At 61.3% G+C, this 19370-nt stretch carries 15 protein-coding genes; 4 read left to right on the top strand and 11 right to left on the bottom strand.

Annotation, left to right across the window (positions count from 1 at the left end; genetic code table 11):
* Position 1 precedes the first annotated feature (1 nt).
* From K4G67_RS15985 to K4G67_RS15975, 3 genes are read left to right on the top strand one after another with little or no spacing between them, the layout of a single operon-like run.
* Complete coding sequence (locus K4G67_RS15985) at positions 2 to 1498, top strand: multicopper oxidase family protein (RefSeq protein ID WP_239807270.1); 1497 nt, start codon at positions 2 to 4, stop codon at positions 1496 to 1498.
* 13 nt (positions 1499 to 1511) lie between these two features.
* On the top strand, positions 1512 to 3851 hold the full coding sequence (locus K4G67_RS15980; RefSeq protein WP_239807269.1) for a heavy metal translocating P-type ATPase: 2340 nt from the start codon (positions 1512 to 1514) through the stop codon (positions 3849 to 3851).
* A 29-nt stretch (positions 3852 to 3880) separates the two neighbouring features.
* Entirely contained in the window at positions 3881 to 4372 is a 492-nt protein-coding gene (locus K4G67_RS15975; RefSeq protein WP_224801916.1) for a hypothetical protein, read from the top strand.
* A gap of 17 nt (positions 4373 to 4389) precedes the next feature.
* Here K4G67_RS15975 and K4G67_RS15970 read toward each other — a convergent pair whose 3' ends face one another.
* Entirely contained in the window at positions 4390 to 6342 is a 1953-nt protein-coding gene (locus tag K4G67_RS15970) for a cytochrome c/FTR1 family iron permease (RefSeq protein WP_239807268.1), read from the bottom strand.
* 96 nt (positions 6343 to 6438) lie between these two features.
* Positions 6439 to 7056, bottom strand: a complete 618-nt coding sequence (locus K4G67_RS15965; protein WP_010240550.1) for a cation efflux transmembrane domain-containing protein — start codon at positions 7054 to 7056, stop codon at positions 6439 to 6441.
* Between the two features lie 75 nt (positions 7057 to 7131).
* Here K4G67_RS15965 and K4G67_RS15960 point away from each other — a divergent pair, with 75 nt between their 5' ends.
* Positions 7132 to 7530 carry a MerR family transcriptional regulator gene (locus K4G67_RS15960; protein ID WP_060703638.1) on the top strand — a complete coding sequence of 133 codons (399 nt, stop codon included), beginning with the start codon at positions 7132 to 7134 and terminating at the stop codon, positions 7528 to 7530.
* Positions 7531 to 7667: 137 nt separating this feature from the next.
* Here K4G67_RS15960 and K4G67_RS15955 read toward each other — a convergent pair whose 3' ends face one another.
* The 9 genes from K4G67_RS15955 to K4G67_RS15915 form a co-directional block, all read right to left on the bottom strand.
* Entirely contained in the window at positions 7668 to 9062 is a 1395-nt protein-coding gene (locus K4G67_RS15955; protein ID WP_156843021.1) for an aldehyde dehydrogenase family protein, read from the bottom strand.
* Positions 9059 to 10699: an acetolactate synthase large subunit gene (locus K4G67_RS15950; protein ID WP_156843020.1), complete on the bottom strand. Its 1641-nt coding sequence runs from the start codon at positions 10697 to 10699 to the stop codon at positions 9059 to 9061. Before K4G67_RS15950 ends, K4G67_RS15955 begins: the two co-directional genes overlap by 4 nt.
* 92 nt (positions 10700 to 10791) lie before the next feature.
* Complete coding sequence (locus K4G67_RS15945; protein ID WP_156843019.1) at positions 10792 to 11745, bottom strand: cation diffusion facilitator family transporter; 954 nt, start codon at positions 11743 to 11745, stop codon at positions 10792 to 10794.
* Positions 11745 to 12614 carry a hypothetical protein gene (locus K4G67_RS15940; RefSeq protein ID WP_156843018.1) on the bottom strand — a complete coding sequence of 290 codons (870 nt, stop codon included), beginning with the start codon at positions 12612 to 12614 and terminating at the stop codon, positions 11745 to 11747. Before K4G67_RS15940 ends, K4G67_RS15945 begins: the two co-directional genes overlap by 1 nt.
* A complete protein-coding gene (locus K4G67_RS15935; RefSeq protein ID WP_156843017.1) occupies positions 12611 to 13240 on the bottom strand; it encodes a cation efflux transmembrane domain-containing protein in 630 nt (209 codons plus the stop codon). The genes K4G67_RS15940 and K4G67_RS15935 overlap by 4 nt, the downstream gene beginning before the upstream one ends.
* Complete coding sequence (locus tag K4G67_RS15930) at positions 13237 to 13608, bottom strand: SpoIIAA family protein (protein ID WP_156843016.1); 372 nt, start codon at positions 13606 to 13608, stop codon at positions 13237 to 13239. The genes K4G67_RS15935 and K4G67_RS15930 overlap by 4 nt, the downstream gene beginning before the upstream one ends.
* Before the next feature lie 22 nt (positions 13609 to 13630).
* Positions 13631 to 16894 carry an efflux RND transporter permease subunit gene (locus tag K4G67_RS15925; RefSeq protein WP_156843026.1) on the bottom strand — a complete coding sequence of 1088 codons (3264 nt, stop codon included), beginning with the start codon at positions 16892 to 16894 and terminating at the stop codon, positions 13631 to 13633.
* Positions 16895 to 16937: 43 nt separating this feature from the next.
* Complete coding sequence (locus K4G67_RS15920) at positions 16938 to 18086, bottom strand: efflux RND transporter periplasmic adaptor subunit (protein WP_239807267.1); 1149 nt, start codon at positions 18084 to 18086, stop codon at positions 16938 to 16940.
* Between the two features lie 11 nt (positions 18087 to 18097).
* On the bottom strand, positions 18098 to 19351 hold the full coding sequence (locus tag K4G67_RS15915) for a TolC family protein (RefSeq protein WP_156843014.1): 1254 nt from the start codon (positions 19349 to 19351) through the stop codon (positions 18098 to 18100).
* Positions 19352 to 19370 lie beyond the last annotated feature (19 nt).

Here is a 19370-nt window from a genome sequence, read left to right as displayed (position 1 = left end):
CATGAAGAGCGCCGGTCTCGCGGCGACGGGTTTCGCGGCGCTGCCGCTGCTGGGCTGCGATACGCAAAGCAGGATGTCGCTCGATCGATCAGGTGCAAGCAAACCTCTTGCCATACCTCGGCTACAGGCCGGAACGATCGAACGGGGCGAGCGTGTCTTTCGCCTCTCCCTCACACCTGGCGAGAAAGAATTCGTGTCCGACACTCCGTCTCCGACAATCGGCATCGATGCATCCTATCTCGGGCCCACCCTCGAAATGCGCCGCGGCGAACAGGTTCGCTTTCAGATCGACAACAAGCTTGCCGAGGACGCGACTGTCCACTGGCATGGTTTCGAACTTCCCGCCACAGCGGATGGCGGACCGCACCAGCTCGTGCGGCCCGGCGAGCGCTGGAGCCCGTCCTTCGAAATACGCCAGCGCGCTTCGTTATACTGGTATCATTCGCATCTGCATCGCCGGGCCGGACCACAGGTCTATACCGGACTTGCTGCCCCGATCTACGTGCGCGACGAGGAAGAGGATCGCCTCGATCTGCCGAGCCGGTACGGTGTAGATGACATACCGCTCGTCGTGCAGGATCGCGTGATCGACAGCTCGGGCCGCCTTGTTTACCCGCTCGACATGCACTCGCGGATGATGGGGGTGATGGGTGAGCGCATCTATGTGAACGGAACGGCCAATGCCGTTTTCGAGGCCGCCGCCGGTCCGCTGCGCCTGCGGCTTCTCAATGGATCGAATGCGCGGTTCTACACCTTCTCGCTCGAAGGTGATCGTCCGATGCAACTCATCGCAAGCGATGGCGGCCTGCTTGCCGCGCCAAGCGAGGTTCGCAGTCTTACCCTTGCCCCAGGCGAACGCGCACAAGTGATCGTCGATCTTTCCGAAGGGCGCCCGCTCCGGCTGATTGCCAGCAGCCCTGCTAACGCCATGGGCATGATGGGCGGGCAAGGCGGGGGTATGATGGGCGGCGGAATGATGGGAAACCGGACCGGTCGCGAGAGGCAGGGCCGCACATTTTCCATCCTCGATATGCGCCCCTCCGGCTCGTCGACTCCAGTGATGCTCCCGCCCACCCTCGCCGCGCTAGCCGCGCCAGACCCCTCGCTCGCCGTTCGCAGCCGCCGTTTCGTACTCGATATGGGCATGATGGGTCGGGGTATGTCGATCAACGGCCAGACCATGGACATGGATGTCATCAATCAGCGCGTACCGGTGGGTCAGTGGGAAATATGGGAAATCGCCAACGCATCGATGATGGCGCATCCCTTTCATATTCATAACGTGCAGTTCCGCTTGCTCGACCGGGACGGCCGGCCTCCGCGGGCGGAAGAGGCGGGCTTCAAGGACACCGTTATCGTCAACCCGCGTGAACAGGTCAGGCTGCTGCTACGGTTCGAAGAGAATACCGATCCCGACACTCCCTACATGTATCACTGTCATATCCTCGAGCACGAGGACGCAGGCATGATGGGGCAGTTCGTGGTCACGGCCAGTTAGGGGAGAACGACAGATGAGCGATGGGCACAATGCGATCGAGGGTACGGCGACCGACCCCGTTTGCGGAATGAGCGTGAAGATGGACGGCGCCCGCTTCATCGATCGACACAAGGGTGGCGACCATTACTTCTGCTCCTCGCGCTGCCTCGACAAGTTCCGCGCGGATCCGGAGATGTATCTTTCAAAGGCGCACCTCGATGCTGTCGAGGATGTCCCGGAAGGTACGATATACACCTGTCCGATGCATCCGGAGATCCGGCAGCCGGGGCCGGGCTCCTGCCCGATATGCGGGATGGCCCTCGAACCCGAAACGGTCACCTTGAACGAGGGTCCCGATCCCGAACTGGTCGACATGCGGCGAAGGTTCTGGTGGAGCGCGCTCTTCACCCTGCCGCTCTTCGCTTATGCGATGGGCGACATGATCCCGTCGCGACCGTTCGATCAGATCATCGAACCCGCTTCCGCGCAGTGGCTGCAGCTTCTGCTGGCCACTCCGGTGGTGCTTTGGGGCGGCTGGCCCTTCTTCACCCGCGCGCTGCAATCAGTCCGAACCATGAACCTCAACATGTTCACCCTGATCGGCTTCGGCGTTGCCATCGCTTATCTGTTCAGCCTTGTGGCAACCCTCGCCCCGGACATCTTTCCCGAGGCTTTCCGCGATCATGCGGGCCGGGTCGGCGTCTATTACGAGGCAGCAGCGGTTATCACGACCCTCGTGCTGCTCGGGCAGGTGCTCGAACTCAAGGCGCGCGGATCCACATCGAGCGCCTTGCGGGCGCTTCTCGAGCTCGCGCCCCCGACCGCGATGAAGATTTTCGGTCGCGGGGACGAGCGCGAAGTTCCGCTTGATGAATTGACGTCTGGGGACCTTCTGCGCGTGCGTCCGGGCGACAAGGTCCCCGTCGATGGCACGCTCGAGGATGGAAGCAGTGCCATCGACGAATCCATGATCAGTGGCGAGCCCATTCCCGTCAAGAAAAGCGCGGGCGATCAGGTAATCGGGGGCACTGTCAACCAGACCGGCAGCTTCACCATGCGCGCGACGCAGGTCGGCGCGGACACCATGCTCTCGAAGATCGTGCAGATGGTGGCGGAGGCGCAGCGCAGCCGGGCACCGATCCAGCGGCTCGCCGACCAGGTCACCGGATGGTTCGTACCCATCGTCGTCCTTGTCGCTATCGTGAGTTTTGTCGTCTGGGCCATCTGGGGACCGGCACCGGCCCTTGCCTACGCGCTCGTCAACGCGGTCGCCGTTCTGATCATCGCGTGTCCCTGCGCGCTCGGACTGGCGACGCCGATGTCGATCATGACCGGTACCGGCAAGGGCGCGCAGCACGGGATCCTGATCAAGAACGCCGAAGCGCTCGAAACGCTGGAAAAGATCGATACGCTGGTCGTCGACAAGACCGGAACGCTGACCCGGGGCAAGCCTGATCTTGTCGACGTAAAACCGCAGCCAAATTTCGACGAGCAGGAATTGCTGAGCCTTGTCGCTGCCGTTGAGAGAGGAAGCGAGCATCCGCTCGCCCACGCGATCGTGGAAGGGGCTCAAAACAGGGGCGCTGCCATTCTCGACGCTTCCGATATCGAATCCGTGACCGGCGAAGGTATCCAGGCAAATGTCGACAAGCGCCTGGTCGCGATCGGGAATGAAAAGATGATGGAGCGTATAGGGGCGCTCGAAGAAGGCTGGCGGTCAACGGCGGACGAAGGCCGAAGCCTCGGACAGACGGTGATGTTCGTGGCCGTGGACGGGGCACCGGCAGGCCTTATCGCGGTCGCCGATCCGATCAAGGCAACCATCCGCACCGCTATTGCCGCGTTGCATGAGCGCGGCATCAAGATCGTGATGCTTACCGGCGACAGCGAAGCCACCGCGCGTGCGGTAGCAAGCCAGGTCGGTATCGACGAAGTCGAAGCGAACGTCTCGCCCGAGGACAAACATCGCAAGATCGAGCAGTTGAAGAGCGAGGGTCGCCGGGTCGCTATGGCCGGCGACGGCATAAACGACGCACCCGCGCTTGCCGCTTCGCATGTCGGCATCGCGATGGGAACGGGTACCGATGTCGCGATCGAAAGCGCGGGCGTGACATTGGTGCGCGGCGACCTCGTCGGTGTTGTTCAGGCGCTCGTCCTGTCTCGGGCCACTATGCGCAACATCAGGCAGAACCTGTTCTTTGCCTTTGCGTATAATGCGCTCGGCATACCGGTCGCAGCAGGTGTCCTCTATCCATGGACCGGGTTGCTTTTGAACCCGATGATCGCGGCCGCAGCGATGAGCCTGTCTTCGGTATCGGTGATCGGCAACGCCCTGCGCCTGCGCGGCCTCGCTCTTCCCAAATTCGATACCTGAGCGATGGGGACGGGACGGAGATCGCAGGAGTGACGAATCAGACGATGCAGGATCAGGACCAAATCTCTGAGGAATCGCGCGAATGGCGCGGTGCGCATCCCGCACTCTGGATCGCCATCTTCGGAATTCTCATCGCTTTCGCCTGGGAGATGCTCCAGCTTCCTTTCTACCAGTCGGGAGGTCTGTCGCCTGCCGAGGCAGCACGTCGCTGCGGCCTGGCCTCGTTCGGCGATGCCGGGATCATGGTGGCCGCTTATCTCGGCGCCTCTGTCGGCAGTGGTAAAACGCCGTGGCTCGTAGACTGGCCGATCTCGCGTTTTGTCGTGTTCCTGGGAATCGGCCTGGCCATTACTGCCATGGTCGAAGTGCTGGCTGTCGGTGCCGACTGGGGGTGGTCCTATAGTGCAATCATGCCGCTTGTGCCCGGGACCAAAATCGGCCTGGTACCGATCGTGATGTGGGTCGCGGTTCCCACGGCCACCTTGTGGCTCGCGCGCCGTCTCGGCACCGGACCCCGCTGATCGCAAACCGGGATCTCCTATCCCTCGACAGCTGCCGGCTGCGGTCCCGATGGTGATCGACTTACCCGAAATCCGGCAATCAGGGCCAGCAGCGTGAGCAATTGCGCGCCGATCGTCTCGACAGTCGGGAAGAAGCCGAGTTCGGCGAGGCGCGGCAAGCCGGCAATGAAAGTGGCGGAAAGAACTCCGGCCTCCTGGAAAGCGCCCACGCCCTTGCCCGCGAGAATGACCGCAAGGATCGCAATCAGGATAGCACTGTAGCGGAAGAACTGGGTGATCGGCAGTTTGCGGCTGTAGCGCAGCATGGCCCATGCAATGAGCGCCAGCAGCGCTACTGCGGACAAGGCACCTGCCAGTATGATGCCGCTGCTCTGCGGGTTCCACAGGGCAGCGTAGAACAGGATAGTCTCGAACGCTTCCCGGTAGACGACCACGAATGCAAGACCAAAGAGAAACCATGCCGATCCGCGCGAAAGCGCCTTGCCCATTTTTTCCTGGATATAGCGCCGCCATTCCTCGGCCTGGGATTTGCCATGCATCCAGATCCCGACCGATACGAGAATGACAGCCGCAAGCAGCGCGCCGATCCCTTCGGTCATCTCGCGGCTCGCCCCGCTGATGCTTACGAAGTAGGTTGCTACGACCCAGGTGGCGACACCTGCGAAAAGAGCAGCGATCCACCCACCATGGATATAGGGCAATACCTCGGAGCGCTGCGACTTTTTCACAAAGGCGATCATGGCGATCACAACCAGAATTGCTTCGATCCCCTCGCGCAGGAGAATGGTGAACGCCCCGAGAAAGGTCGAGATTTCGCTGGCCGCCTCAGGAGCCAACGCTTCCTCGGCTCTTGCCAGCAGACTATCGATGCGAGCCCTTAGTTGCTGTAGTTCGGATGGATTCGCACCGGACTCTATTCCGGCCCGGAATTGCCCGAGCGCCTGTTCTACCTCCCGCATCAAACCGCCATCGCGCGTTGCCAGGAGGGCCTCCAGGGGTTCAAACCCGTCGAGATAGGCAGACAGGGCAAGCTGCCGCGCTTCCTCTCGGTTGCCAGCCCGATAAGCTGACAGGCTGCGATCGAGCGTATCGCGAACGAAGGCGAGCGAACCTGCGTCATTTGCCTGTCCCACCGCATCGGGATTGGCGCGAAGATAGGCCATGACGGCGAGCGCACGGTCCTCGCCGATCTGCTCGGCCAGACTTTCCGGTGTGAGCGCGGCGAGCGTCTCGAGATCGTGGACAAGCTTGCGTATGCCATCATCTTCCCGCCAAATACGCTCGCCCTTGGCCACATCTTCAAAAGCAATGCTGCCGGCATGGAATGCAAGCGCCCAGCGATCCTCGTCGGACAGCGATGCGAAGCTGGCCATGGACGTTCCTTCCAGCCCTTGCGTGATGACCTGGTAAAGCCCGAACGCACTGCGCTGCCGCGCCAGGTCGATATCGGTGAAGTCGATCGGCGGGGGATCAAGTGCCTGCATTGCGGCCGGTGGCGCACTTCCGGCGGCGCCGTGACACGAGGCGCAGTTCTGCGCGAAGAGAGTGCGGGCGCGGTCAAGGTCGGGCGCTTGCGAAGGGGCAAGCGGAACCGGGTAGGCTGTCAGCAACGAGGCTGCCAGCGCGCGCGCTAAGCGCCCAACTCGCTCGGCGGGTTCCTTATTGGCGATCAGAGCTCGCAGCTGGTCCGATCGGCGGATGAGTGCTTGATTGTCTTTAGTATCCGGCAATGCAGCGATCTGCCGCGCCACGACATCGGAAAACTCCACCATTTCGCGATATTCGAATTCGTCGGCAACACGTCCCTCGGAAACGGCGGAGGCGTAGTCGACCGCGATATAATCGAGCAGACGCCAGGTGGTTCGCACGTCGGGTTCTTCCGCGTTCGCGGTGACGGACAGACACAGCGCAAGCGCCAGCAGAATGAGCCGCAGTGCCGGATGGACGGTGGCGGAGACGATGCGATGCATGAGGGGTCTCTATATCTGTTGCAATTAATCCGCAATAGCAGCGTGTAGACGGAAATGTATTTCCTCCAACCCCCGATCGCGGGGATATGCTGGAGTTTAGGTAGAGCGCAGTTCGCCACGGGCCTGTTTGGAGACTTCGGCACTTCCCCACACCGCCAGTCCTGCCATGATGCTCGCCACAACCAGATCGGGCCACGCACGGCCGGTGCCGAAAACGCCAATCGCTGCCGCCAGCACGGCGATATTACCGATCGCGTCGTTGCGCGAACAGATCCACACCGAGCGCATGTTCGCATCGCCCGAGCGATACCGGAACAGCATCGCGGCGACGGCGAGATTTACCGCCAGAGCAAGAGAACCGATGGCGCCCATCGTTCCCGGGTCGGGCGACGCCCCGACAAAGAAACCCCAGATGGCCGAGCCGAGCACCCACAGGCCGAAAGCCAGCATGGTCGCCGCCTTTACGAGAGCCGCACGCGCGCGCCAGACGAGCGCCATCCCCGCTACACCGAGACTGATAGCATAGTTTGCCGCATCACCGAGAAAGTCGAGCGCGTCGGCCTGCAAGGCGCGCGAATCCGCAGCAATGCCTGCCACGATCTCCACGCCGAACATGATTGCATTAAGGCCCAGTGCGATCCACAGAATGCGCCGCCATGTCGGATCGTTGTTGTTTGCACCGGCCTCATCGGGGCCGCAGCAGGTCTTTCCCATTTACTCGACTCCTTGCGTCGATCCGCCCTATGCACCTTGTAGTAACTACAAGGTCAAGCGGCAGGAGCCTTTGTCATGAGAATTGGTCAACTTGCCCGGATAACCGGCGTCAAATCCGAAACAATCCGCTTCTACGAGCGTGAGGGTATCCTCGCTGCCCCTCCACGCACGCGGGCCAATTATCGCGATTATGGACCAGCAGAGGAAGCGCGCCTTAACTTCATACGGCGCGCGCGTGATCTCGGCTTCTCCATGGCACGCATCAGGGAATTGCTCGATCTCTCCGATGATGCCGACCGGTCCTGCGCGGGCATCGACGCTCTGGCCAGAAGCCATCTCGGCGAGGTCGAGCGCAAGATCGCGAGCCTGGAGGCGTTGCGGACGGAACTTGGGCGTATGATCGCTGCCTGCGAGCAAGACACTGTAGGCGATTGCCGCATCATCGATGCACTTGCGGGTACCGCCGAGCCTTGATGTCCGCGCCTCGTGCGCCAGTTCGGTCAGGCTCGCCAATGCACGGCTTTTGTCGGCCGCCCATAAGAGACTTAACTTCGGGAAAGGCCGACGAGTGCGAAGCTGCCCGTGTCGCCATCCCGGGTCTGTCGAACGGGCTATGATGCCGCCGCAGGCCAGTTCCAGACGGCCATTTTTTCAATGCTCATATCCGCCATAGTGTAGGGGATCCCGCCGACGCCAAGCCCGGAGCGGCGCAGCCCTGCAAAAGGCATCCAGTCCACGCGGAATGCCGTATGGTCGTTCACCATCACAGCCGATCCCGCCAGAGACTGTATGCAATGATTGGCGATTGACAGCCGATCGCTGAATACAGCGGCCTGAAAGGCGTAAGGCAGGGCATTGGCCTGCTCGATAGCCAGGTCGATATCGTCATAGCCATACACGCAGATCACGGGGCCGAAGATTTCTTCCCGGGATATCTTGGCACTTTCGGGAGGATCGACAATGACGGTCGGGGAGAAAAGAGTGTCACTCAGACGGCTTCCCCCGCACACCAGGGTGCCTCCTGCTGCGATGGCTTCATCGACCCAGCGTTCGACGCGGTCAACTTCCTCCGTTCGGATCAGGGGTCCGCATTGGGTCTCAGCATCGGCGGGATCGCCAACTACCAGCTTTTCGGCAGCTCGCCTTAGGTCATGAGCGAAGTCTTTCAATTCTGCAGCAGGGACGTACACGCGCTGCACGGAAACGCAGACCTGACCCGAATGATAGAACCCGCCTTTGAGCAACGAGGCGATCACTGCTGCGCGCTCCACGCCGCTGTCCACGATTACCGGCGCCGCGCCGCCGTGCTCGAGAGCAATGCGGGTTCCCGGCGCCAGCTTCGAGCGAAGCATCCAGCCGATCTTCGCAGAACCGATGAATGAGAAGAACTCCGTGCGCGGATCGGTTACCATTCTTTCGGCAATATCGTTGCCGCAAGGTGCGAACCGGCACCAGGCCTCGGGCAGGCCGGCTTCATGAAGAATGCTCACGAAGCTCTGGCATGACAGAGGCGTTTCCAGCGCAGGCTTGATGAGAACGGGGCACCCGGCTGCTACCGCCGGTCCAACCTGATGGACGATCAGGTTGAGGGGGTGATTGAATGCCGAGATCGCCACGACAGGACCGATCGGTTCGCGGAATGTATATGCCGTCCTTCCCGCACCCGCTTCTGTCAGGTCCATGGGGATCTTGTGACCGCCGCCATCGCTGAGCGCCTGAACGCACAAGTCGACGCTGTTGATTGCGCGACTGGCTTCCACGCGCGCATCGACCAGGGGTTTGCCGCCCTCCCTGACGATCTGGAGAGCCAGATCCTCGGCTCGTTCGCGCATGATATCCGCAGCCCGCCGGAGGATGGCGATACGCTCGTGCACGGCAAGCCAGCCATGGCGGTCGCGGTGGAGCAACTGCGCTTCATTCAGCCATTCATCGATTTGAGCCCAGTCGACAAGCGCTACTTCTGCAATCGGCGAGCGGTCGAAGGGATTGTGAACGATCGTTTTCATAGCTCGCACACCTTTGCGCCGAGTTCGTCGATCAGCACCTTCTTGTTTTCGGAATAATCGACGGGCAGGTCGACAAGGTGCACGCCGCCAGCCTCGAATGCGGCGTTCAGGACCGAAACCAGATCCGCGCTTCGCTCGACACGGTGGCCGGTCGCTCCATAGCTTTGTGCGTAGGTGACAAAGTCGGGATTGGAAAAGGTCAGGCCGTAGTCCGGAAAGCCAAGCTGGTCCTGCTTCCAGCGGATCATCCCGTATGCTGCATCATTCAGAACGAGAACGACAAGGTTCAGTCCAAGCCTGACGGCCGTTTCCAGTTCCTGCGAGTTCATCATGAACCCGCCATCGCCGCATACCGCGAGCACTCTGCGCCCCGGCGCCAGCATCGCAGCCATCATGGCCGATGGAAGGCCCGCGCCCATCGTCGCCAATGCATTGTCGAGCAGGATGGTGCCAGGCTCGTGGGCGATGTAGTTTCTGGCGAACCAGATCTTGTAGATGCCGTTGTCGAGCGCAACGATATCATCGCGCGCCATTACGCTGCGTACGTCGGCAACCACGCGCTGGGGGACCATCGGAAAACGTTCGTCGTCGCTGGTCTCGGAGATGTGCGAAGCAATCTCGTGATGCAGGGCGGTATAATAGCTGCGGTCGCACTGCAGCTTGCCATCGAGGCGGCTTCCCAGCCGCTCGACCGATCCGGCGATGTCGCCGATGACTTCGAGCTGCGGGAAGTAGACCTGATCGACTTCAGCCGCCTTGTAATTGATATGGATGACGGTCTGACCGTCCGGCTCCATGAAGAAGGGCGGCTTCTCCACCACGTCGTGACCGATATTGACGATCAGATCGGCCTTCTCGATCGCGCAGTGAACATAATCGCCCGACGATAGCGCCGCAGTGCCCAGATAGAGTTCGCTATCTTCATCGACCACGCCCTTGCCCATCTGGGTGTCGAAGAAGGGAAAGCCGGTATCAGACACGAATTTGCGCAACGCTTTCGAAGCGCGGCGGCGGTTCGCTCCAGCTCCGATCAATAGCAAGGGCCGTTCCGCAGCAAGAATACGCCGGGCCGCTTCGTCGAGCGCAGCATCTCCGGCGACCGCATAACGCCTGTCATGCGGCGGTATGACCGGTTCGATCGTTTCCTCTTCAGCGATATCTTCGGGCAGTTCCAGGAGGACGGCTCCGGGTCTTTCTTCCTGCGCCAGACGGAACCCTTCGCGAACGAGCGAGGGAATGCGATTGCCGTTCACGATCTGGGTCGAAGCCTTGCAGAGCGGCGTAAACAGGGAAACGACGTCGACAATCTGGAACTGGGCCTGTTTCGAGGTCTTGATCGGTTTCTGCCCGGTAATAATGACGAGCGGAAAGGCCCCGAGCGCGGCATAGGCCGCCGGTGTGGTTAGGTTCGTGGCACCAGGCCCGAGCGTTGCCAGGCACACACCTGCCTTGCCGGTCAGGCGGCCATAGGTCGCCGCCATGAAGCCAGCGCCCTGTTCGTGACGGGCCAGAACCAGCGTGATGGCGGAAGTTCGCAGCGATTCCAGGAGATCCAGGTTCTCTTCGCCTGGAACGGCGAAAACATATTCGACTCCCTCGGCTTCGAGTGCGGCGACCATGAGATCGGATGCTTTCATTCGTTGGTCCTCATTTTACGAGTTGCAGGGCGGTTCATGCCGTGCGCTGCCAAGCTGCTTGCCCACAGCGACCGACCCGATCGCCGCGCTTGTCAATGGTCGTGGTCATGGTGATGGTTCTTCTCGACCTGATGGTCCGGGATCATGTCCGGATCACAGTCCGCAGCGAGACAGGCTTCGAACGTTGCATGGGCGATGGCGTGCTGCGTCTCGAGCATACCGCGAGCCCGCGCCTTCACATCCTCGAAAGCCTGCAACGAAGATTCGGCAGGAACGATATGCGCCTCAAGCGCGCGATAATGCTCGCTGATGCTCCAGATATGGACGTGATGGACGTCGGCCACGCCTTCTGTGTCACGCAGGTCGCACACAATGCGATCGAACTCGCTTTCGTCCGGCACCGCACCCATCAAGAGCCGCACCGTGCGAGGCAACAAAGTGACGCCTTGCCAGATCACATAGGCAGCAATGACCACGGTGATGATCAGATCGGCGATATAAAGTTCGTATCGCAGAATGAGTACGCCAGCCACGATCACACCGACCGAAGCCAGCGCATCGGACACATTGTGCAGAAAGGCGGCTTTCATGTTGAGGGAGTTTTTCGAGCTGGCGTAGACCATCACCGCCGTAACCACGTCGATCACCAACGCTATCCCGGCGACCCAGATTACGGTCCACCCCTCAACGGGTTGAGGGTCTGCGAAACGGTTGATCGCCTCGACGAGCAGATAGAAGCCGATGATAAGCAAAGTCGTCAGATTGATGAGAGCTGCCACGACTTCCGCACGAGCATAGCCGAAGGTCATAAGCTTGTCGGCTGGCCGGCGCCCGATCCGCCTCGCAAACAGAGCCAGTCCAAGCGATGCCGCGTCGCTGAAGTTGTGCAGCGCATCGGCGATCAGTGCGAGCGAACCCGACAATATCCCCCCGATGATCTGGGCAACAGTCAGCAGGACGTTGAGGGCGACGGCCAATACAAGGCGGCCGTCGCTCATGTTCTCTTCGCCGTGACTGTGCCCGGCATGACCGCCGGATTGTGCCATTACCTGCCTCCTTTTTCTCTTCTCTTGGTCGTCGTAACGGACTGCGCGGGGGAATGCTGGAACGTGCTGTTCGAAACATCGAGTTCGCGCGACAGTTCTCCAAGCGCCGAGATCGCGAGGCCGAGCAGGGCGAATCCTCCGACAAATGCCGGGAGCGTCATGTGATTGGCGGCGACCGATCCGGTTCCCATGCGAAGCAGCGCGCGCGCCGATGCAACTATAAGAAAGCCCGGGATAATAGCCGCTAGCCAACCTCGCCCGCTGTCGGTGAATCCGTGCAGCGCCCAAAAGGTCAAGAGAGCGATGCCGATGAAAAGCAGGGAAAAGAGGACAAGTAGCGCAAGCTGGTCCATCCTGCTCACTTGGGCGGATCGGTATTCATCGATCGCCTGGCGTCCTATTTCCAGGTTCGCAAAAACAAGCGCTGCAGACACCGCCACTGCTGTCGTCGCGGATGCCGCAGCGGCAGCACCCAAGAGAACGCTGTAAGGCAGGATTTCGAACGCAATCGACACCGAGATGCGACGAACCAGGGTTGGCCTATCGAAACATCGCTCGGGTCCGTCATCACCCCGTCTGAGTCTTGCGTATCGGCCAAGCTCGCTGAAAAGCAGAAGTAGCAGCCCGCCCGCCAGCATCAAACCAGTGAGTGCCCAGCGGGTGAGAGGGGATTGTCCCAGCGGAAGAGTTAGCAAGACGGCAAGGGCTGTAAAGGCACCCGAAACGCCGCCTGGCAGGAGCGGATGCAGGAAGTTCCAATTGCCTTTCGCCAATTTGCCGCCAATCATGACCCCGATGCCTGCTAGCATCGCCAGGACAAGGACCCGCGAAAGGTCCTGCGCGGCAAACAAAGTATCGAATAGCGTCAATTCCTTTTCTCGCCGTGGACGGTCCCCGCCTCCTCATGCACATCCATATGCGTATCGCGCAGGATCTGCACTCCGCCGTAGAGCGCTATGCAGGCGACCGCTATTCCGACCACCAGATCGGGCCAGTTGGCACCGGTAATCAGCACAACGATGCCGGCGATGATGATCCCGCCATTGGAGATGAAGTCGTTGAAGCTGAACGTTGTCGCCGCCCGCATATTGACGTCCTTGTTCTCCATCTTCTGCAACAGGCGCAGGCAGTAGAGATTCACCAATCCCGCGACGAACGCCATCGCCATCATCAGCATGCCGCCCGGATCGGAACCTTCCACGAACCGACGGTAAGCATCGAAAATGACCCCAGCAGAGAAGATCAGCAGCATGATGCCGGAGAAGCGCGCGGCTCCGCGCTTCCAGGTCCGCGAGCGGGTTAGCGCAAGCAGGCTGAGCGCATAGACGATTGCATCCGATGAATTATCGAGGCCGTTTGCCAACAGCGCGTTGGAATCGGCAAAATACCCGACCGCGAAAAAGCCGATCGCGATGGCCACGTTAAGCCACAGGACAACCCACAGGGTCTTGCGCTTTTCAGGCGACCCGACATCGACCTCATGACCGCCACTCATGCTGCGTCCTCCCCGGTTCGTACCCAGCTTTCGGCATGACTACGCTGTGATGGTTGGAAGAACTTCATTTCGGCGCGGAAGAGCGACGATGACATCTCCGTGCCCCACTCTTCCCATTTGCTGTCACCGATTATGGCGATCCGGCCGAAACAATCCTTATGCCGGACGTCGAACTTGAGATCGCGCCAGAGACCTCCGAGGTCCCAGCCCGAAAAATCAGGCGCGAGCTCGATTACCATCGGGACGGTGCCGGCCTCGCGCTCCGCGATACGTTCGAATTGGGGAACAAAGCGGTTATAGTCTTCATCCTCCAGCCTGCCTCCGGCGCGTATCCAGAGCAGTCCGTTCTCTTCCTTCAGTGCCAGCACCGTATTCTCCTTTCCCGATCGGTCATGCGATGTCCTTCAGTTCGCGCTCTTCATCGCTCGTCACATTGCGACGCAGACGGTCCCACCACTTCTCGCGCCAGCTTCGCTCGTCGTCGGAACTGTGCAGTACGAGCCGCGCGATCGCGGGAAGGACGAACAGCGTGAGTGCGGTCGCAGTGATCAGGCCGCCAATGACGACCGTAGCCAAAGGACGCTGCACTTCGGCCCCTGTTCCGGTTGCAAGAGCCATGGGTACAAAGCCGAGTGAGGCCACCAGCGCGGTCATCAACACCGGTCGCAGGCGCGCGAGCGCGCCATCTGCGATCGCGTCATCAAGTGGCATACCACTTTCAAGACGCTGCCGGATCGCGGTCATCATGACGAGACCGTTGAGCACAGCCACACCCGACAGGGCAATAAAGCCGACCGCCGCCGATACCGAGAAGGGCATGCCTCTCAACACGAGGGCAAACACACCGCCCGCCAAGGCCATCGGGATGGCGCTGAACACCGCCAGGGCCGGAACCCATCCACCAAGCGCCATGTACAGCAGGAGCAGGACAACGGCGAAGCAGATGGGCACCACGATCGCGAGCCGAGCCTGCGCTTCCTGCAGGTTCTGATACTGCCCGCCCCACTCGATGAAGGAGGCAGGGGGCAGATCGACCTGGGCCGAAACACCTTCCTGCGCTTCTTCGACAAAGGAACCGAGATCGCGTTCGCGGACGTTGGCGGAAACGATGACGAGCCGGCGACCCTGTTCGCGCCGGACTTCGGCGAGACCATCGACGACCTCAAAATCGGCCAGCGTTCGCAGCGGAACCGTGACGCCGTTTTCGAGGACGATCGGCAGGGCTCCTAGCTGGTCGAAATCGTCGCGCGTTGCGTCTGCCAAGCGTACGACGACATCGAAGCGGCGGTCGCCTTCGAACACCAGGCCCGCCGGTCGGCCGCCAAGGGCGATGGCAACGGATTGCGCCACGTCCTCGACCGTGAGACCGTACCGCGCGATGGTGGGACGATCGAAAGCGATGTCGAGCGTCGGAAAGCCCGTCACCTGCTGCACCTTTACATCGGCCGCACCCTCGACACCGCGAAGTACGCCTGCAACGTCGCCCGCCGCTTCGGTCAGTGCGGTGAGATCGTCGCCGTACAGCTTGACCGCCACATCGCCGCGTACGCCTGCGATCAGTTCGTTGAAACGTAGTTCGATAGGCTGACTGAACTCGTACAGGTTCCCGACAAGACCGCCAAGTGCACTCTCCATCTCGCCAACGAGTTCATCCTTTGGCAAATCCGGGTCTGGCCACTCCTCACGCGGTTTCAGAATGACATAGGCATCCGATGCGTTTGGCGGCATGGGATCGCTGGCGACTTCTGCCGTACCGGTTCGCGAGAAGACCAGCTCGACCTGCGGAAACTCCTCGAGCCTGTCTTCGACCCGCCGCTGCATCGCCAAGGATCGTTCGAGTGAGGTCGAAGGAATCCGAAGCGATTGCACCGCTATGTCGCGCTCGTCGAGCTGGGGAGTGAACTCACTGCCAAGAAAGCCGAACATTATTGCCGCGACAGCAAACAGGCCAGCACCAGCACCGATAACCGGCCAAGGACGCGCAATGGTCTTGCGAATAGCGGGACCGTAGCGATCCTTTGCCATACGGATCGGTTTCACCTCCTTCTCGGTCAGCTTCTTGTTAAGCAGGACCGCAATCATCGCGGGCACGAAGGTGAGTGACAGCACAAAGGCCGAAGCCAGCGCGAGCATGACCGTAATCGCCATTGGCGAAAACGTCTTGCCCTCGACCCCGGTGAAGGTGAGCAGCGGCGCATAGACCAGCAAAATGATTGCCTGTCCGTAGACCGTCGGCTTGATCATCTCCTGCGCGGCAAGCCGCGTCTCGGTAAGGCGTTCGCCCAGGCTGAGCAGCCGGCCTTCGCGATGCTGGCGCGTGGCAAGCCGCGCGACACTGTTCTCGACGATGATCACCGCGCCATCGACGATCAGGCCGAAGTCGAGCGCGCCGAGGCTCATCAAATTGCCCGAGACGCCCAGCCTGTTCATGCCGATGGCCGCCATCAGCATCGAGATCGGGATGACCAGGGCCGCGATAATGGCGGCCCGGATATTGCCGAGCAGGAGGAACAGCACCGCGATAACCAGCAAGGCGCCCTCGACCAGGTTTTTTTCGACCGTGGCGATCGTCGCATCGACAAGCGAAGAGCGGTTATAGACAATTTCTGCCACCACGCCGTCGGGTAGCGATGCGCGCACCTCTTCCAGTCGGTCTGCCGCCTGAGCCGATACGGTGCGGCTGTTCTCACCGCTGCGCATCAACACAGTGCCGACGACCGCTTCGTCGCCATTCAGCGAAGCAGCCCCCGTGCGCAGATCGCCCCCGATTTCGACATTCGCTACATCGCCGATGCGGATGGGCACACCCTCGCGCGTCGCGACGACAGCCTCCTCGATATCGGCGATTCCGCCCAGTCGCGCATCGACGCGAACGAGCAGGGCTTCATCGGCCCGGTCCACGAAATTGGCGCCCGCCGCGAGATTGGCGGCCTCGAGCGCATTGATCAGGGAGTCGAAAGACAGGCCGTAGCCTGTAAGCCGTGCCGGATCGGGCTGAACGAGGAATTGCTTCTCGAAACCGCCGATTGAATCGACCCCGGCCACGCCGTCGATCGAACGCATGAGGGGTGCCACGACCCAGTCCTGCACAGTACGCAGATAGGCAGCCTTGGCGACCTCGCTTTCCAGCCGGTCGCCGCGCTCGGTTATGAAGCTGCCATCTCTCTGCCACCCAGTCCGGCCGCCTGTGGTCGCTCCCTTGCCGCCGGGATGCTCGTATTCGATTGTATACATGAGCACTTCGCCAAGCCCGGTGGAAATTGGCCCCATGGTCGGCTCCGCCCCTTCAGGCAGCGAGGCGCCGATCGGCGCGAGACGTTCGTTCACCTGTTGGCGAGCAAAGTAGATGTCGGTGCCTTCCTCGAAGATGGCGGTGACCTGGCTGAAGCCGTTGCGCGAAATCGATCGGGTCATCTCCAATCCCTCGATCCCGGCAAGCCCGGTTTCGATTGGAAAGGTCACCTGCGTCTCCACCTGAGAAGGCGAAAGCGCAGCCGCGCTGGTATTGATCTGCACCTGTGTGTTGGTGATATCCGGCACCGCGTCGATCGGCAGGCGCAACAGATTGAATGCGCCATAGATTGCCGCGAAAATGGTGAGGACGATAATCGCCCAGCGGAATCGCACGGCAACATCGAGGATCATCCCGATCAGGCCATGGTGATGGCTATTCTCGTCCGAATGGGACGACGTTTGATCAATGGCCATGTTCTGCGCCCTCCTTTTCGAGCTCGGCTTTCAGCAGGAAGGCATTGGCGGTCGCGATACGCTGACCCGTTTCGAGGCCGGACAGGATCGTCACCATCCCGGCGGATCGGCTGCCCGTTTCCACCTCGCGCGCCTGAAACCCGCGGCGAGTCCGGACGAACACCACATCGCGGCCCTCAAGCACCTGCACGGCTTCTTCAGGAACCGCGATAAGGGTCTGATCCACTTCTCCCGAAGGGCGGATGCGAGCCTGAAGGAACGAGCCAGGCTGAAGACCTGGAACAGCGCGCGAGATGCTGAGGACAGCTGTCGCGCTTCGGCTTTCAGGATCGAGCGAAGGCGTGACAGAGCGTACGCGCGCGCCGATCTCGCGACCATCGCCAACAATCAGTGCTGCCTCATCGCCGGGCTGGATGCGCGAGGCATCTTCCGACGGTAGCGCGACTTCGACCTGGAGACCGTTCGGATTGACGACCTGATACAGTTCCTCGCCGGCATCGACGAAGGAGCCAAGTACGATTGGCGCAGCCGTCACGCGTCCGGATAGGGGACTGGTGACGGCGAGCGAGCGACCGTCACCGCTTACCCCGGCAGCGCTGACCGCGGCCTGGGCCCGGTTCAATTCGGAACGGGCGACATCGAGATTGGCGCGCGCGGCTTCCAGATCCTGCCGTGCGGTAACATTCGCCTCGAAAAGGCGATGTTCACGATCAAATGCCGACGACAGTTCGGTCACGCGAGCACGAGCTGCACTGAGCTGCGAGGCGAGCGCAGCAGCATCGGCGCTTTCAATCCGTGCAACAGTCTCGCCCTGGCGGACATAATCACCAAGCGTCTTGCCCACAGTGCGTACCACACCCGATGCGCGCGCATCGATACGCGCACTTGCGGTCGGACTAGCGGCTACCGTGGCCGGAAATACCAGGTCGACGGATGCACCATAACGTACTGTACCGATTACAATTTCGGCAGCCCGAATCTGTTCTTCGCCGATCAGAACGAGGCCCTCCGGCAATTCTGTTTCGGCTGCTTCTTCGACGCCACCGGTATCGACTTCACTGTCAGGCCAAAGCATCAGAAGCAAAGCTGTAGCGAAAATGACGATTCCGGCGATGATCGCCAGTTTCTTGCGGTTCATTTGAATATTCCTCATTGTGCGGCCAGCCGGATCAATTCAGCAGCAGCCTGCCCCCGGTCCTGCTGGGCAGCGATCAGGGCTTCACGAATTGCATCGCGCGCTTCGGCAGCGCTCAACACCTCGATCAACGGAAAGCGGCCGTTGCGGTAGCCGATGCGGACAAGCCGCAGCGCCTCTTCGGCCTGGGGCAGCGATGTCCGGGAAAGCGTTTCGACGCGCGCCTCAGCAGCGAGATACTGCGCCCGCGCCCGGGTTACCGATTGTTCAAAATCCGCCAGTGCCACGGCCTCGCGTGCATTTGCGGCGCGAAGCCTCGCTTCTGCAGCCGCGATATTGCCCTGATTGCGATTGCTGAACGGAAGCGGGATCGAGACGCCTACAAGGAATGCGTTGTCGTTGCTTTCTTCGAAACGGCGCACACCGGCCGAGACGACCGGATCGGGAACGCGCAAGCTGCGCTCACGATCAATATCTGCCGCAGCAGCCCTGCTTTCGGCGCGCGCCACCCGCAACTGGAGCCCTCTCGCCGCAGCCAGTGCAACTCCAGGTGGCCGGATGTCCGGAAAGTCCGCCGGGACTACAGGGGGCACGTCCTGAACGCCCCAGAGAGACGCGAGAGCAGTGCGCGCCGCGAGACTGGCCGCTTGAGACGCTTGCAATTCGGCGCGCGCCTCTGCCAGAGCCGCCTCTGCACGCAAGGCGCGCAAAGGTGGCTCACGGCCTACTTCGACCAGCAGTCCTGCAATGCGAGCGAGCTCTTCGTTCCGTTCGACCACATCGCGGGCCAGTTCCACGCGCGATGCAGCGGCCGCCGCTGCGACATATCGCTCGCGGACGAGGTAGCCGAGTTCGACATCGGACAGGTCGGCGCGAAGGTTTGCAAGCTGTGCTTGCGCCCGGGCAGCTTCGACCCGGGTCCCCCGCTTGTTGCCAAGTTCAAGGCGCTGCCCCACCGCAAGCGTGTATTCGGTAGCCCGCAGTCCGGAAAAAGCGCCGCTTCCGGCGATATTCTCGACCTCGAACGAAACTTCGGGGTTCGGTCGGAGACGCGCCTGTCCGACGAGCGAGCGAGCGGCATCCGCTTCGGCGCGCGGTCCCACCATACGCGGGTTCGCGGAGATTTCATCGACTTCGCCCGTGACACCTGAGCGGCTCAGCGCGTCTTCGAGCGTCAGAAGCTCACGCTCCTGCGCCGCCACGGTCGTGGCATGAGCGGCGAGGAACAGCCCTCCAAGGAGGACTCCTCGCCAATGAATGGCTAACATTTTCCGAAAATTCCTCTGC

It is taken from the genome of Croceicoccus hydrothermalis (genome assembly GCF_022378335.1).
Taxonomy (GTDB): Bacteria; Pseudomonadota; Alphaproteobacteria; order Sphingomonadales; family Sphingomonadaceae; genus Croceicoccus; species Croceicoccus hydrothermalis.
Note: the sequence above shows the minus strand (reverse complement) of the source record. Positions and strands in the feature narration are given on the sequence as shown.

What these genes read in the sequence shown, in the direction of transcription:
- K4G67_RS15985 (WP_239807270.1), top strand. Translation starts at nt 2, where the DNA reads ATGAAGAGCGCCGGTCTCGCGGCGACGGGTTTCGCGGCGCTGCCGCTG.
- K4G67_RS15970 (WP_239807268.1), bottom strand. Translation starts at nt 6,342, where the DNA reads ATGCATCGCATCGTCTCCGCCACCGTCCATCCGGCACTGCGGCTCATT.
- K4G67_RS15955 (WP_156843021.1), bottom strand. Translation starts at nt 9,062, where the DNA reads ATGAAAACGATCGTTCACAATCCCTTCGACCGCTCGCCGATTGCAGAA.
- K4G67_RS15950 (WP_156843020.1), bottom strand. Translation starts at nt 10,699, where the DNA reads ATGAAAGCATCCGATCTCATGGTCGCCGCACTCGAAGCCGAGGGAGTC.
- K4G67_RS15945 (WP_156843019.1), bottom strand. Translation starts at nt 11,745, where the DNA reads ATGGCACAATCCGGCGGTCATGCCGGGCACAGTCACGGCGAAGAGAAC.
- K4G67_RS15935 (WP_156843017.1), bottom strand. Translation starts at nt 13,240, where the DNA reads ATGAGTGGCGGTCATGAGGTCGATGTCGGGTCGCCTGAAAAGCGCAAG.
- K4G67_RS15965 (WP_010240550.1), bottom strand. Translation starts at nt 7,056, where the DNA reads ATGGGAAAGACCTGCTGCGGCCCCGATGAGGCCGGTGCAAACAACAAC.
- K4G67_RS15920 (WP_239807267.1), bottom strand. Translation starts at nt 18,086, where the DNA reads ATGAACCGCAAGAAACTGGCGATCATCGCCGGAATCGTCATTTTCGCT.
- K4G67_RS15960 (WP_060703638.1), top strand. Translation starts at nt 7,132, where the DNA reads ATGAGAATTGGTCAACTTGCCCGGATAACCGGCGTCAAATCCGAAACA.
- K4G67_RS15915 (WP_156843014.1), bottom strand. Translation starts at nt 19,351, where the DNA reads ATGTTAGCCATTCATTGGCGAGGAGTCCTCCTTGGAGGGCTGTTCCTC.
- K4G67_RS15980 (WP_239807269.1), top strand. Translation starts at nt 1,512, where the DNA reads ATGAGCGATGGGCACAATGCGATCGAGGGTACGGCGACCGACCCCGTT.